General features: G+C 46.3%; 16 protein-coding genes. 9 read left to right on the forward strand and 7 right to left on the reverse strand.

From position 1 onward, the window contains the following. Positions 1 to 18: 18 nt before the first annotated feature. From LZG94_RS02620 to LZG94_RS02640, 5 genes are all read right to left on the reverse strand, one after another. Positions 19 to 420, reverse strand: coding sequence for an Hsp20/alpha crystallin family protein (locus LZG94_RS02620; RefSeq protein WP_233790412.1), 402 nt, complete (start codon positions 418 to 420; stop codon positions 19 to 21). 31 nt (positions 421 to 451) lie between these two features. Beyond that, positions 452 to 652, reverse strand: coding sequence for a hypothetical protein (locus LZG94_RS02625; protein WP_233790413.1), 201 nt, complete (start codon positions 650 to 652; stop codon positions 452 to 454). Positions 653 to 655: 3 nt separating this feature from the next. Further along, complete coding sequence (locus LZG94_RS02630) at positions 656 to 913, reverse strand: hypothetical protein (protein WP_233790414.1); 258 nt, start codon at positions 911 to 913, stop codon at positions 656 to 658. A gap of 127 nt (positions 914 to 1040) precedes the next feature. Next, positions 1041 to 1421, reverse strand: a complete 381-nt coding sequence (locus LZG94_RS02635; RefSeq protein ID WP_233790415.1) for a hypothetical protein — start codon at positions 1419 to 1421, stop codon at positions 1041 to 1043. An 11-nt stretch (positions 1422 to 1432) separates the two neighbouring features. Beyond that, complete coding sequence (locus LZG94_RS02640; RefSeq protein ID WP_233791112.1) at positions 1433 to 1981, reverse strand: RNA polymerase sigma factor; 549 nt, start codon at positions 1979 to 1981, stop codon at positions 1433 to 1435. 436 nt (positions 1982 to 2417) lie between these two features. On the opposite strand from LZG94_RS02640, the gene LZG94_RS02645 reads away from it, so the two are divergent. Continuing rightward, positions 2418 to 2783 (forward strand): hypothetical protein, encoded by a 366-nt coding sequence (locus LZG94_RS02645; protein WP_215233670.1) that lies wholly within the window; start codon positions 2418 to 2420, stop codon positions 2781 to 2783. Positions 2784 to 2858: 75 nt separating this feature from the next. Here the strand turns inward: LZG94_RS02645 and LZG94_RS02650 are convergent, their stop codons facing one another. Continuing rightward, entirely contained in the window at positions 2859 to 3896 is a 1038-nt protein-coding gene (locus LZG94_RS02650; protein ID WP_233790416.1) for a Gfo/Idh/MocA family oxidoreductase, read from the reverse strand. A 61-nt stretch (positions 3897 to 3957) separates the two neighbouring features. Next, the gene (locus tag LZG94_RS02655; protein ID WP_233790417.1) at positions 3958 to 4911 is read right to left on the reverse strand and encodes a sugar phosphate isomerase/epimerase; all 954 of its coding nucleotides are present in this window, start codon (positions 4909 to 4911) and stop codon (positions 3958 to 3960) included. Positions 4912 to 5033: 122 nt separating this feature from the next. Between LZG94_RS02655 and LZG94_RS02660 the strand changes: the two genes are divergently transcribed. The 8 genes from LZG94_RS02660 (at position 5034) to LZG94_RS02695 (ending at position 14792) form a co-directional block, all read left to right on the forward strand. Beyond that, positions 5034 to 6320 (forward strand): Gfo/Idh/MocA family protein, encoded by a 1287-nt coding sequence (locus LZG94_RS02660; protein WP_233790418.1) that lies wholly within the window; start codon positions 5034 to 5036, stop codon positions 6318 to 6320. Positions 6321 to 6436: 116 nt separating this feature from the next. Further along, positions 6437 to 6868, forward strand: coding sequence for a tRNA (adenosine(37)-N6)-threonylcarbamoyltransferase complex ATPase subunit type 1 TsaE (gene tsaE, locus LZG94_RS02665; RefSeq protein WP_233790419.1), 432 nt, complete (start codon positions 6437 to 6439; stop codon positions 6866 to 6868). 32 nt (positions 6869 to 6900) lie between these two features. After that, positions 6901 to 8127 (forward strand): alanine dehydrogenase, encoded by a 1227-nt coding sequence (locus tag LZG94_RS02670; RefSeq protein WP_215233665.1) that lies wholly within the window; start codon positions 6901 to 6903, stop codon positions 8125 to 8127. A 139-nt stretch (positions 8128 to 8266) separates the two neighbouring features. Then, on the forward strand, positions 8267 to 8671 hold the full coding sequence (locus tag LZG94_RS02675) for a hypothetical protein (RefSeq protein WP_215233664.1): 405 nt from the start codon (positions 8267 to 8269) through the stop codon (positions 8669 to 8671). A gap of 142 nt (positions 8672 to 8813) precedes the next feature. Then, a complete protein-coding gene (locus LZG94_RS02680; RefSeq protein WP_215233663.1) occupies positions 8814 to 9251 on the forward strand; it encodes a hypothetical protein in 438 nt (145 codons plus the stop codon). A 152-nt stretch (positions 9252 to 9403) separates the two neighbouring features. Beyond that, positions 9404 to 10318 carry an ABC transporter ATP-binding protein gene (locus LZG94_RS02685; RefSeq protein ID WP_215233662.1) on the forward strand — a complete coding sequence of 305 codons (915 nt, stop codon included), beginning with the start codon at positions 9404 to 9406 and terminating at the stop codon, positions 10316 to 10318. A gap of 29 nt (positions 10319 to 10347) precedes the next feature. Then, positions 10348 to 11673 carry an ABC transporter permease gene (locus LZG94_RS02690; RefSeq protein WP_215233661.1) on the forward strand — a complete coding sequence of 442 codons (1326 nt, stop codon included), beginning with the start codon at positions 10348 to 10350 and terminating at the stop codon, positions 11671 to 11673. Positions 11674 to 11816: 143 nt separating this feature from the next. After that, the gene (locus LZG94_RS02695) at positions 11817 to 14792 is read left to right on the forward strand and encodes a DUF2723 domain-containing protein (protein ID WP_233790420.1); all 2976 of its coding nucleotides are present in this window, start codon (positions 11817 to 11819) and stop codon (positions 14790 to 14792) included. The last annotated feature ends 115 nt before the right edge of the window (positions 14793 to 14907 follow it).

Genomic DNA, 14907 nt, shown 5'->3' on the forward strand with positions numbered 1-14907 from the left:
TTGAGGCTTTTACTTATACTAACCAACTCGGATTTCTTTCTCAGGCTTTTCAGAACCCGGAATAATCGGGAGCGTAAGTTGCAGGATCCCGCCCAGATATTCTGCACGGATATTTTCTGAGTCTACGCTTTCGTCGATCAGGAATGTTCGCTCAAAGGAAGCTTTCCCAAATTCGTGACGGATCCAGTTGCGTTTTTCAGCGGCATTTTCTTTCAGTTGATACGCAATACTTAGTTCGTGTCCTTTGATATTGATCTTGAAATCCTCCTTTTCCCTGTCGGGCGCAAAAACGTGCAGTTCGTAGCTGCCTTCGTTTTTAACAATATTCACAGGAACGCGATACCCGCGATTTTCACCTGTAAACCGGCTGTACTGATCGTGGCGCATTCCAAAGCCGCGATTTCCATGTCTGTTACACATATTTTGGTTTGTTTTAAAGTGTCTGATTTATTTAAAATTGGCGCTCAGGCTCCGGTAGCGGCGCTTCCGGTTTCTGATCCTGATTTCTATTTCCCCAATGCCCGTCACAGCGACCGGCATTGAAACGCCCGAATGCGCGGTGGTGAAAACGGTCGCCCAATGCAAAATGCAGGCTGCCCGCCGTGAGCAATGCGACGCTGGCGCCGAGTAATATTCTGCTTCGTCTGTTCATGGTTTAGATTTGTTTTGGTTGTTGATTAAAATGATCGCTCAGCGTTTCCTTGTCGGGATACGGACTGTAACTCTCCTGAAATTGCCGGGGATACTCATACCTGCGCCATTGTCTAAAATGACGTCTCCGCCCGGCCAGACGGAATATCAACCCGATAAACAGAAAGAGAAAGAGTGCTTTGATAAGCAGAAACGGGATCGCGAAAAGCAGGAAACCTGCGAGGATACCTGATAAAATGACTTTTAAAACGGATACGAACATGGCCAGCTGACTTTAGTTGAAACTTGAATTGATATACAAATTGGTGTATACAATCGCTGACGTCGGGATCTGGTTTTTACTTTAAAACTTTTGAAATAAAAAACCCGGCTGTCGGGCCGGGCTGTACTTACATATTCTCTGGCGGCTTTCCGCAACGCCGCCGCATTTCCTGTTTGAAGCGGATTCTGTCTTCCGGCGTCATTTCCTTCCATTTGTTTCGCCAATAGCCAAACCGCGCCCCGCCGCCCGGCATTTCCGCGCTGCCGTTTTTCCAGTTTCCCCAGTTGCGCGGACCTCCGCCCGGCCTGCCGAAATTTCCGAAAAGAATGCGGCAAAGCACCAGCAGACCAACCGCCTGCCAGTAAGTGATGTAGTTAACGTCCAAAAGCGCGGGCAAAATGGCATTCCAGAGCCACCTCACCACCGCCCCGAGCAGGAGTGCTGCAAGAAGCGCGAATAGGGGAAAGAAAAATGCAAGTCGCCGTCGGTCCATACCTCGCTGGTTCATGATTGACAAATTTAATAATTTACAAACTCCCGGTAAACCGTTTCGAGCCGCTCGCGCAAATGCTTGACTGCATATCTTTTCCGGGAAATTAATGTCTTGATATTTTCGCCCGTACGGTCGGCGATTTGTTGAAAAGTCTCGTCTTCCAGCTCATTCCATACAAATACCTGCCGCTGGTTCTCGGGAAGTTCTTCCAATGCAATGGTAAACTGCTCCCAAAACAGCTCTTTCAGGTAGGTGGTTTCAGGTGAGTTATCGTCTGCAAGCAGAATCTCCTTGAAACTGAACTCGCCGTCTTCATCTTCGTAACCATAATCTTCCAGGAAATCGGGCTTTTGTTTCCGGTATTTATCAATGATCCGGTTGCGCGCCACGCGGTACAACCAGCTTCCTACCTGCTCAATCGCCTCGATCTCGGGTACACTGCTCAGCTGGTACCACACATCCTGCAAAATATCCTCCGCATCCTCGTCCGTATTGACCCGCTGACGAATGAAACCCAACAGCTGCTTGCTGTACGCGGTGACGGTTTGAATGATATTTGGCTTTTTCTGCGACAAGACTTTGGATATATGGATATACAGACGGATAGCTGGCGGAATTACTTTAATGTTTTTGCCACGAATGCACGAATGTCCACGAATATTCGTGCGCATTCGTGCATTCGTGGCATTAATAAAGATTTAAGTTTATTCTATTTCTAGAAAAAATGCAAAGGATAAGAATTGCACTATTTAAGTCTATCTGTCAAATTTCGAACGACTTGTTGCACATTTATTATAATCATAGGATTATTCTAATGTTTATAGATAACTACAAAAAGAACTTTTACCAACTCAAAACCAGCCTGTTGACATTGGATAGCATTGTAGTGTACCTTTGAATCATCAAAACAGAAAATAAGAGCAATCGGAATTAGTTTTGAAAGTCAGAGTAGAGTAAAAACATTGAAAATATAAATAGTACAATTTACTATCACATTAAACATTCAAAAAAATGAAAAAGACAATTTTGGCAATCGCAGTTTTGGTGGGAGTATCAACTGCAAATTTTTCGGTAGCTGCTGACAAAGCAAAAGAAGCAAATGCATCTATTGAAGTTGTTGCTGCTGGTGAGCTTAAATTCAAATTGAAATTAGACGGCGTTAAAGAAAGATCTACGGTATCTATCAAAGATTTCAGTGGTACAACAGTTTACAGCACTTCAATCCCTAAGTCTGAAAGCTACACGAAAATTTTTGACCTGTCTAACCTTGCTGACGGATCTTACAGCTTTGTGATCAGCAACGGAAGCGAAGTTTCTACAAAACCTTTCTCTATCTCGACTGAAACCAAACGTCAGGTTACAGCGGTAGTAAAATAATATTAAGATTTGTTGATCAAGTTATTGAAAAGGCAGCCCGGTTTGAGGCTGCCTTTTTTCGTTTAATGCTCGTTATCAGTAATTGAGCACCTTTTTCTCTTCACTGCTCTGAATCGCAAGATCGATTACCCGCGTCGTGCGAAGGATTTCTTCCGGTTTCACGGCCAGCTCTGCATCGTTAACGATCGCGTCGTAAACGTTTTGGTAAAATGAAGCGTAATCTCCGGCTTCGCTTTCGATGATGCCCGTGAACTCATGGCTGTGAAGCTTGCCCCAGCGGTCTTCCGGTTCAACGCCCCAGGGTTGGGTATCCGGTAAAATATCTTTCCGTAAAGTCTCTTCCTGCGGATCCAGGCCGCCTTTTATAAAAGAACCTTTCGTTCCGTGAAGCACATAGCGCAACTTGTTCTCATAGACCATCAGACTTGATTTGACGATCACCAGTTTGTCTTTGTAACCCAATCTGATATCAAAATAATCGTCGATCTCACTATTCGGGCGCACTGCTCTCACATCGGCGGTAACGGTTTCGGGCTCGCCGAACAAAACGAGCGCCTGGTCGATCAAATGCGGGCCGAGGTTGTACAAGTTACCACCCACCGGAACCTTCTTTTCTTTCCAGGATTCGGTGGGTACCACTTCGCGGAAGCGGTCGTAGCGGCTTTCGTATTCGACAATATCACCGAGTTTACCTTCGGCAAGTATTTTTTTGAGCGTTAAAAAATCAGAATCCCAGCGCCTGTTCTGGTAGGCGGTCAATACCAATCCTTTTTCTTCTGCCTTGGCGAAAAGTTGCCTGGCTTCTTCTTCTGTGGCTGCAAAAGGTTTTTCTATTACTACATGTTTCCCATTTTCCAGCGCATCCATCGCGTAGGGAAAGTGGGTTTCGTTGGGGGTGCAAATGAAAACAAGGTCAATCGATTCGTCGCTCAGCAGCTCGTCTACGGATCTTGCATTACCGATCTCGGGATCAAATGCCTGCGCATCGTTTTTAGTTCTTTCAACAACCGTTTTGATTTTAAAGCCGGGGTTGGTACTCAGGAAAGGGGCGTGGAAATACCTTCCCGACAAGCCGAAACCAATTAAACCGACATTCAGGATTTTTGAAGACATAGTTGTATTTAATTATTTTAGACTGAATGCAAATGTAATGCTGGTGACGATAAAACACAGGCTAAGCCTCCGCCCACAGGTCTTTTGCTTTTTGAAGATCCCTTTTCATCGCGTCAAAAACGACTTTTTTGTCAACTGTAATATTGAATGCGCCCTGATCTGCGCCGCCGAGCGGATATTCGAGATGCAGGCTGATCGGTACGTCTATTTGATTGTCTTTCAGTAGTTTAAAGTAGGTTTTAAAATCAACCATTCCTTCTCCGAGCGGTACACTTTTCGGTCCCCATTTTCCATTGTTTTTCTCCCAAATAAAATCTTTGAGCACAATGGTTCGGATACTTGGCTTGATCAGATTGAAGCCGGTTTGCCAGGATAAACCGCCTTCGAGCGTGGCGTGCCGAATATCATATTGAGCGCCCATAGTTTTGGGATTGGCTTTTTGAAGGATTTGCCAGATCTCAAACATCGATGCGCCTACCAGCCTTCCTGCGTGGTTCTGGTAGCAGCCAACAAGGTTCAGCTTCTCATTCAATTTCCCTAATCCCGTCATTTTTTCCTGGTATTGTTCCAAAAGCTGCGGAATGGTTTGCTGCTCGTTGTATTTGTACCAGTTCATCCGGTAGTATTTAAAACCCAGTTTGGACGCAGTTTCCAGCAATTTTTTGTCAATCGGATTGGTCGGATCTTCCACAGCGGTGCAAAACATCAATGGAGAAAATCCCACTTTTTTCATCGCTTCGGCTGCCAGCGGAAGGTCGGTTTCCACTTTTTCAGGCAATACGTGACCTTTCGGGCGTACAGTGAGGTCAATTCCATCAAACCCGATTTCCTTCGCCACTTCCGACATATCCTGGAAATTCAGGAATTGCAGGTGTTTTGAGAAGATATTGATTTTAAGATTTTCCGCTGGCCGGCTCAGTGGCGCGGCTACGGTTTCATTTAGTATTAATGGCGCTGCTGCTCCTGCAACAGCCGTTTTTATCAAAAATTCACGGCGGGAAATAGATGGGATCATGGATTTTTTGGATTAACAAAACAACATAAAACTGCTGGCACTTTACAAAGACGCGCTTTTCAGTAGAAATACTGACTTTCAGCTTTATTTTACTTGGTATCAGGACATTTCGACTAAAAAATATGAATGCAGAAAGTCTAAACAGGAGAGATTTCTTAAAGGCGGGCGCGGTCATTTCGTCTTTCATGATCGTGCCGCGGCACGTTTTAGGAAAAGGTTTTACAGCTCCGAGCGACAAGATCGTTTTCGGATTCATCGGATGCGGTCGGCAGGCGGGCGGGTTGAGAAACCGTTTCACGGCATTGCCCGATGTGCAGGTCGTGGCGGCTTCGGATGTGTACCCGGTCAAGTTGGAAACGTTTGTGGCTCAGGCTAATAAAAGCTATGCAGAGAAAACCGGGAAAGCGGATTATAACGCCATCCAGGGTTTTGCTGATTTCAGGGAGATATTAAACAAAAAGGATATTGACGCTGTCGTAATCGCTTCGCCCGATCACTGGCACGCACCCATGTCAGTAATGGCGGCAAAAGCGGGTAAGGATATTTATTGTGAAAAACCACTTTCGCTGACCGTCAGAGAGGGCAGGGCAATGGTGGACGCGACCCGAAAGAACAAGCGCGTGTTCCAAACCGGCAGTATGCAGCGGTCTGCGCCGGAATTTACGATGGCGGTTCAGCTCGTGAGAAGCGGGGCGATCGGCAAAATCGAGAAAGTATATATTAATGTAGGCGGGCCGCCAAAAGTCTGGGATTTGCAACCGGAAACTGTGCCGGCTGGTCTTGACTGGAAAATGTGGATGGGGCCGAATACCATCGAGCGCCCGTATAATAACCAGCTTGCGCCTGCAATGGATGCGAAATTTTGGCCAGCGTGGCGGAATTATGAAGAATTCGGCGGCGGCGGTATGACCGACTGGGGCGCGCACATGTTTGATATCGCGCAGTGGGGATTAGACATGGACAATAGCGGACCGGTCGAGCTCATTTACTCAGACCCTCAGAAGGGAATGATATTTAAATATGCAAATGGCGCCGAAATGATCCACCGGCCGATGGAAGGAAAGCAGCATTGTCATTTTGTAGGAACGGATGGGGAAGTGTTTGTGGCGAGAGGAGAGCTGAAAACTACGCCGGAAACGCTGAAAGACAAGACTTTTGCAGAGGGTGATTCCAATGTGTATGTGAGTGCCAGTCACTATCAGGATTTTATCAATGCAATTCGCAGCCGCAAGCCGCCGATCTGCGACGTGGAAGTGGGGCATCGGACTGCGTCGGTCTGCAATATCGGGAACATCGCGTACAAGCTGGGCCGGTCGCTGAAATGGGATACTGCCAAAGAAAATTTTATAAAAGATAAAGAGGCGGATCAGCTTTTAGGGAGACCTATGCAGAAAGAGTGGAAAGTGTAGCTGCACCCTAGATATTCAAAAACCGGAGACTCCTTGGGGCTCCGGTTTTTTTGTTTTAACACAACAACACATTTCCGAATGTGCCCCGGTTCTTTCAAAATGTGTATTTTTGTAAAATGAGCAATCTGCCTGTCACGATCCAATTCAGTACCCTCGACGAGCTGGACCAAGTATCTTCCGAGTTGATGAAATTGGGCAGGGATATTCCTGTCTGGCTGTTTGACGGACATATGGGCGCAGGGAAGACCACTTTGATCAAAGCACTTTGCCGGTACCTGAGCGTCACTTCCCACGTGCAGAGCCCGACTTTTTCACTTGTAAATGAATATGCGGCGGGGAAAAACACCATTTATCATTTTGATTTTTACCGTATCAAAGACGAAACCGAAGCGCTGGATATGGGCGTGGAAGAGTATTTCGATTCCGGATCCTATTGCTTCGTGGAGTGGCCGGGAAAAATCGAGTCGCTCTGGCCGGCCAAATATCTGCATCTCAACCTGCGTGCAGAAGAAAGCGGCACCAGAATATTAGAAGTATCAAAGGCATAGAAGGTTATATATAGATTCACTTTCTTCATTCAATGGCGCAACCACAGATTACCGGCTTTGAAGAGCTAGCCAAACAGTCGATTTTGTATCCCCAGGAATCGTTAATGGCTGTTAAAAAGGATCAGAATTCATTGCATATCGGCTTGCCGAAGGAAGTTTCTTTACAGGAAAACAGGATTGCGCTGACGCCTGATGCAGTGGGTATCCTGGTCAGGAACGGGCATGAAGTGTGGGTGGAACGGGACGCGGGCAAAGGGGCTAATTTGTCGGATCATGAATACAGCGAAGCGGGTGCCAAGATCGTCCAAACGCCCGAGGAAGTGTACCAGGCGAAGGTTATCCTCAAAGTGGAGCCTTTGGTAGAAGATGAATTCCGGTATGTAAAATCGGGTACTACATTAATATCAGTTTTGAATCTGCCGGTTCTTGAAAAGAAATATTTTGAAAAACTGAATGAACTTAAAATAACCGGAATAGGCTACGAGCTTATTGAGGATAAAGTGGGCGGCAAGCCTATTATCCGTGCAATGGGCGAGATTGCAGGAAGTACTGTTCTGCTGATCGCCGCGGAGTATTTATCTACTCCAAATGGCGGGAGAGGCATTATCCTGGGTGGTATTACCGGCGTGCCGCCGACCAAGATTGTGATCCTGGGCGCAGGTACCGTTTCCGAATATGCGACGCGCGCTGCGATCAGTGTCGGGGCAGATATCAAGGTTTTTGACAAACATATATACAGGCTCCAGAGACTGAAATATGCGATCGGGCAAAATCTTTACACTTCGATTATTGACTCGGATATTCTGGCTGAAGCGATTGCCAGGGCAGATGTCGTGATAGGCACAATGCGTGCCGAAAATGGACTTAGTCCGCTCGTGGTAACCAAGGAAATGGTGTCGAAAATGAAGCCGGGCTCGGTGATTATCGACGTGAGCATTGACCAGGGTGGATCTTTTGAAACTTCCAGAATGACCACACACAAAAACCCGATTTTCCGCTATAACGACGTGATCCACTATTGCGTCCCGAATATCCCGTCTCGCGTGGCACATACAGCGAGCAATGCATTAAGCAACGTTTTTCTTCCATTTTTACTCCAAACCGGCACAATAGGCGGGATTGAGGAAATGATTTATGCCAACCGATGGTTTATGAAAGGAGTGTATTGTCACAAAGGCACCCTGACCAATTCCCACATTGCCAGAAGCTTCAATATGAGGTACAAGGATCTGACATTACTGCTGGCAGCGAGGATGTAGTTAGTTATTGGCTGTTAGCTATTAGCTGTCGGCTGTTAGCTATTAGCTATTAGCTTTTGGGGAATACTAAGCGAATAGAATTTAATGTACAATATAAAGGCTGATAGCTAACAGCTAAAGGCCAACAGCTAATCAAAAAATGATCAACAACAGTAACGAAAACTCCCTGATGGATGATGCCAATTCTCCGGAATTGAATCGGAAGTTGATGGGAAATATATCTCAGGATTTCATTAAAGTGGCCGATCAACTTAAAGAGGCTTCTTACCAGATCCGCAAACGCGGGTTTTCCGAACATCCGATTTTTGCAGTTACCAATAATGAAGTGGAACTCGGCGCATTACTGATCGATTCGCAGGAGCTATCGAACGTTTTTTCGTACCGCGCTTCCTTTATGCAGGAGTTTGTAGACAGGAAACTGATCGGGGAGGAGTCGGTGCCATTATTTACCGAAAACTTCAAAAACCCCGACGAATACTGCTGCCTTTTTGCATTGATCGGCGAGTTTTCCGGTTTCGTATTTGTTCCTTATCCCGAAGACTGATTAGCGGTTTCCGGTACTTTATCACGGTTTTACGCCGCTAAGTAAACAATAGCGGTAGGTTGCAGAATGTGGCGGTTGGTTTGGGAATAATATGATTAGTTTTAATCACTGTTGTTTAAATAACCATTTCAGATATTACCCTATGGAATCAAAACTACCCCTGGAAAAAGAACTGGAACCTATCTTCCTTGTCAAATTTCCCCCTTTCTCAGAATCCGTTAAAGAGTTTCTGGTACAGTACGGTCCTTATTTCATTCTTGTTCTATCCGTCATCGCGGTTTTCGGCCTGCTTGTCGCTTTTGGTGTAAGCGGCGCGGCGCTTGGAATGGGCGCGGTGGCTCCCGGCATTGGTTTCAACTTTTACCTTAGTATTGCCTTAGGGATAGTTACCCTGATCATGTATCTGATGTCGTTTTCTCCGCTGCGGGCGAGGAAGCGCGCGGGCTGGAACCTGCTTTATTATGCATTATTAATAGGAATAGTGAGTAACCTGATCCAGCTCAGTATCCTAGGTGCGTTGATCGGCGCGGTACTTGGGTTTTGGGTTTTATTTCAAATCAGGGAGAAATACATATACTGACAATATCCGGAGGTACATTTCATCGAGCGAGCGGTTTTCCGCCCGCTTTTTTATTTTGCCACTAATCAGTCAAAATGCGCTTTCTTACTTGTAACTTTAATCATACCCCTCTACTTTGCATATTTGGGGCCTAATCACGGATTTCTCAACTTATGAATATTATTGAAGTCAGGAATGTCACCAAGGAATATTCCAACCATATTGCCCTCGACGACGTGAGCATTTCTATTCCCAGAGGACAGATTTTTGGTCTTCTCGGGCCAAATGGTGCCGGCAAAACTTCGCTGATCCGTATTATCAACCAAATCACAGGTCCGGATAAAGGCGAGATATTATTTGACGGACAAAGGTTGAACGACAGTCATATTTCCAGGATCGGCTACCTGCCAGAGGAACGAGGACTTTATAAAAAAATGAAAGTTGGGGACCAGCTGCTGTACCTGGCACAGCTAAAAGGGTTATCCCAAAAAGAGGCACTTGAAAAGCTGAAAGTCTGGTTTGTTAAATTCGATATTAAAACCTGGTGGGATAAAAGCGTTTCCGATCTCTCCAAAGGAATGCAGCAAAAGGTGCAGTTCGTTTCAACCGTGTTGCACGAGCCCGATCTGATCATTCTCGACGAGCCTTTCTCTGGTTTCGACCCTATTAATGCGAACCTGATCCGCGACGAGATTTTAGAACTGAAACAAAAAGGCAGTACGATCATTTTTTCCACCCACAGAATGGAAACCGTGGAGGAACTTTGTGATCATATTGCATTGATACATAAGTCGAAAAAAGTGCTTGACGGACCGAAAAACGTGATCAAGGAGCAATTCAAGACACATACCTATTTTGTAGAATACCGCGGTTCACTTACCGGTCAGAATGGTTTTTACGAAGTTTCTGCTGAAAAAGAGCTGGAAAACGAATACCGGCGCGCTACCATTCACCTGGAAGAAAACAGGAGTCCGAACGAACTGCTGGCCAGCTTGTTACCTTATGTCGAGATCCGGTCTTTCGGAGAAAATATCCCGAGTATGAGCGAAATCTTCATGCGTTCCGTCAACGAAATACCCGAGGCCTGACCGTCGCTTTATCATCTAAAACCTTCACAATGCGAAATATTTTCCTTGTTATTAAAAGAGAATACCTGGTTAGGGTCAAGAAAAAGTCGTTTCTGATCATGACCCTGCTCGGCCCTTTGCTGTTTGTAGGCTTTTACGCCACGGTGATCTGGGTTGCGATCGGTTCGGTGGATACCAAAACAGTACAGGTACTCGACGAGAGCGGGCTGTTCCGCAATGAATTCAAGGATTCTGAAACGCTCCATTTCGATTTTATCAATGGCAATATAGATTCTGCCAAAACGGATTTCAGGAAAACGGAAGCGAGTGCATTGGTATACATTCCCAAAAACGTGATCAGGGAACCTAAAACGGTGCGGATATACGCTTCTAAAAACGTAAGTCTCGACTTGAAATCGGAGATCGAAAAGGTGATTGAGAAGCAGATTGAAGATATTAAGCTTTCAGAAGCTGGGATTACGCACAAGATTCTCGAAGATTCGCGGGTTAATGTAAGCTCCGAGACGATCAGTCTGAGTGAGGAAGGGGAGAAAAACAGCAGCTCGGCCGCGGCTACCGCGATCGGCGGCGTTTGTGCGTTTCTGATCTATATGTCGGTTTTCATCTATGGAACACAGGTAATGCGCGGGATTACCGAAGAAAAAACGAGCCGCATTGTCGAGGTGATCATTTCTTCCGTAAAACCTTTTCAATTAATGCTGGGTAAAATCATCGGTGTCGCCCTGGTGGGACTGACCCAATTTTTACTCTGGATCATATTAACGGTTGGATTGACCAGCGCCACTTCGGCGATCGTGAGCAGTCAAATGTCAAAGGAATCGCCTCAGGTACAGCAGGAAATCGAGAAAATGCAGAACGGAATGCCGGGAAGGGGAATGCCGGGAAATGCGGTTGAAAATCCGATGGCTGAGATCCTTGGTGCGGTTAACAGCCTGAATATCCCGCTGATCCTGGGCTGTTTCCTTTTTTACTATCTGGGAGGCTATTTATTGTACAGTGCATTGTTTGGCGCGGTGGGGGCGGCCGTGGATAATGACGCGGATACCCAGCAATTTATGCTTCCTATTACGCTGCCGATCATATTCTCATTCGTATTCGCCCAGTTTGTACTCCGCGATCCCGACGGCAGCCTCGCCTTCTGGACATCCATTATCCCGTTTACATCACCGATCATCATGATGGTACGGATACCATTCGGGGTGCCCGCCTGGGAGATCGCCTTGTCGATGGTTTTACTCGTGATCGGTTTTATGGGCACCACCTGGCTTGCGGCGCGTATTTACCGGGTTGGTATCCTGATGTACGGAAAAAAGGTGACCTACAAAGAGCTCGCCAAGTGGATTTTTTACAAATAGTTCTTAACACTTTTTAAGAGACGGAAAATCTTGACCTTGTAGTAAATTTGCTAATTTTGGCCGATCATTGATAAAACTGCTCCAAAAGAGTTACCATCTTTGCATATTTTGCATATAACCTTTTCAAATTTACCGTCTTTCAGATGACCCGTTTTAACCGTTCCAACAACCTTGCGGGTTGGATTGTATTCGCAATAGCATTCATCACATACGCACTTACAGTTGAACGAACCGCCAGTTTTTGGGACTGCGGCGAGTTCATTGCCTGTGCATTTAAATTACAGGTGCCCCATCCTCCGGGAGCACCATTTTTCCTTTTAATAGGCAGGCTGTTCTCACTTTTCGCATTTGGTGATCTTACCAATGTAGCTTATTGGGTCAATATGGTATCTGTACTGAGCAGTGCATTCACCATCCTTTTCCTGTTCTGGACCATTACGCTGCTTGCCCGCAAGTTTGTTGCGAAAACTGAAATTGAAATGACCAATGCCGATACGATCCTGGTGATCGGTGCCGGTTTGATCGGCGCGCTGGCTTATACCTGGTCTGACTCGTTCTGGTTCTCTGCGGTTGAAGCGGAAGTGTACGGAATGTCGTCGTTTTTTACGGCTATCGTAATCTGGGCCGTATTCAAATGGGAGCGTGTGGAAGATCCTGCTGCTGAAAACCGCTGGCTGATCCTGATCGCATACTTGGTAGGACTTTCAATCGGTGTCCATTTGCTGAACCTGGTTACGATCCCGGCGCTTGCACTGGTTTATTATTTCAAGAAATACCCTAAAACAAGCGTTTTTGGCGGTATTATGGCATTTGCAGGCGGATTGGTTATCCTGGGTATTATCAACTCTGGTATCATTCCCGGCTTACCGAGTATTGCGGGTAAATTTGAGATTTTCTTTGTCAACTCACTTGGAATGCCCTATAAATCGGGTGTGATATTCTTCATCATTATCTTTATCGGCGCCCTGATCTGGGGGATCCGCTATTCGCACCAGAAAGGAAATGTGTTGCTGAATACCGGCTTGCTTTCACTTGCTTTTGTATTGATCGGCTATGCCAGTTATCTGATGGTACTGGTTCGTGCAGAATACAATCCGCCTATTAATGAAAACAATCCGAATGACGTACTGAGCTTCGTTTCTTACCTGAAAAGGGAACAGTATGGAAGCCGGCCTTTGCTTTTCGGACCTTCTTTCGTTTCCCGGCCGGTAAGCCAGAAACGCGGTGCACCTATGTACCGGAAGCAGGACGGAAAGTACGTTATCTACGATTACCGACCTGAATACGAATACGAACCAGGCAGCAGCATGCTCCTGCCGCGTATGTACAGCACCCAGCCCGGCCACCCGCAGCTATACCAGCAAATGACCGGCCTGGCCGAAGGCCAAAAACCGACGATGGGGCATAACCTCTCTTTCATGTTTTCCTACCAGATCGGGCACATGTACTGGCGCTATTTCCTCTGGAATTTCGTAGGCCGGGAAAGTGACGAGGAAGGCGCGGGCAATATGCTTCCGTGGGATGCCGGTAAGAAATATCCGGAGCCGATCGCGAACAATAAGGCACACGATAACTTCTTCATGCTGCCGTTTCTGCTCGGTCTTTTTGGCGTGGTGATGATGTATTTCAGGCAAAAACGTGACCTGCTTGTATTGGGACTGTTATTTGTACTGACTGGCGTGGCACTTGTAGTGTACCTCAATTCCCCGCCGACTGAGCCGCGTGAGCGTGATTATATTTACGTGGGTTCGTTCTATATTTTCTGTATCTGGATCGGATTTGGCGTATTGGCTATTGCCGATGCGATCAGCAAGTTTGTTTCAAATGCATCTTCAAGAGCCGCGATTGCGACTGGTGTTGCGCTGGTGGTGCCCGTGATTATGGGCGTAAAAGGTTGGGATAACCACAACCGCAGCCACCGTTACCATTCTGTTGATTTTGCCAAAAATCTCCTTAATTCCTGCGCACCGAATGCGATCCTATTTACGGGCGGGGATAACGATACTTTCCCTTTATGGTATGTTCAGGAAGTGGAAGGTTTCCGTACCGACGTGCGGGTTTGTAACCTGAGCTTACTCGGTACCGACTGGTATATTGACCAGATGAAGCGCAAAACGTATCTGTCGGAGGCGCTGCCTATTTCTTTGGATAAAAACAATTATGCTTTCGGTAAAAATGATATCGTGCCTTTCTATGAAATTCCGAGCGTAAAAAATGGCATTAACCTGAAAGAATATCTTGGGTTGGTGAAACAGGAAAACAAAGCGATCCAGGTTCCGTTGACCAGCGGGGATATGACTTCGATCCTGCCTTCGTCTGTATTATTCCTTCCTGTGAATGCGGAAGCGGTGAAGAAAATGAATATCATCAAATCTGACCTGATACCGTTTGTAAGTGACTCTATCAGCTGGACGATCGGTAAAGGTGATTTGTATAAATCTGATCTGATTATGCTGGATATCATCGCAACCAACGACTGGCAGCGTCCGATTTACTTCTCTTCTACTTTGGGTGGATCGAGTTATCTGAACCTGAAAGAATACATGCAGCTGGAAGGTTACGCCTACCGTTTACTGCCCGTAAAAGTGCCGGGTGCAACCGACGGTTACGTGAATGCAGATGTGATGTACAATAATCTGATGACGAAAATGTCGTGGCGTGAGCTAGATAACCCGAACACGTATTACGATAATACATATCTGGGTTCGCCGGTAGCAACCGCAAGAATTGCGTTTTTAAGATTAGCTGGTCAGCTTTTGGCTGATGGTCGCAAAGATGAAGCTAAGAAAGCGATCGACAAATCATTGGCGACCATGCCGGACAAGAGCATTCCTTATGATCAGTTCTCAGCCAACTTTATCGGACCGTTATTTGATCTAGGTGAAGCTGCACGTGCATTGAAAATCGCGGATACGATGGCACTTCGCGCCGACGAAGTGTTGACGTGGGCCAAAGAAAACGGTACCACCAAGCGCCGCGACAGCAATGTTTACCTGTACATCCTGCAAATCATCGTGCAGGAATGCCGCGAAGCGAAACAGGAAGTCGCTGCTAAAAAATACGAAACGATATTCCAGAAACACCTGGCCGCATTCAATATGTACGGCGGCGGGCAGTAGCACTTCGGCTTCGCTCAGTGTGACAGGGCGACTTGCCTAAGTCTGTCTGAGCGCAGCCAAAGATCACCTACCACACTGTCAGTCTGAGCGCAGCCGAAGATCACCTACCACACTG

This window comes from Dyadobacter sp. CY343 (assembly GCF_021390335.1).
Lineage (GTDB): Bacteria > Bacteroidota > Bacteroidia > Cytophagales > Spirosomataceae > Dyadobacter.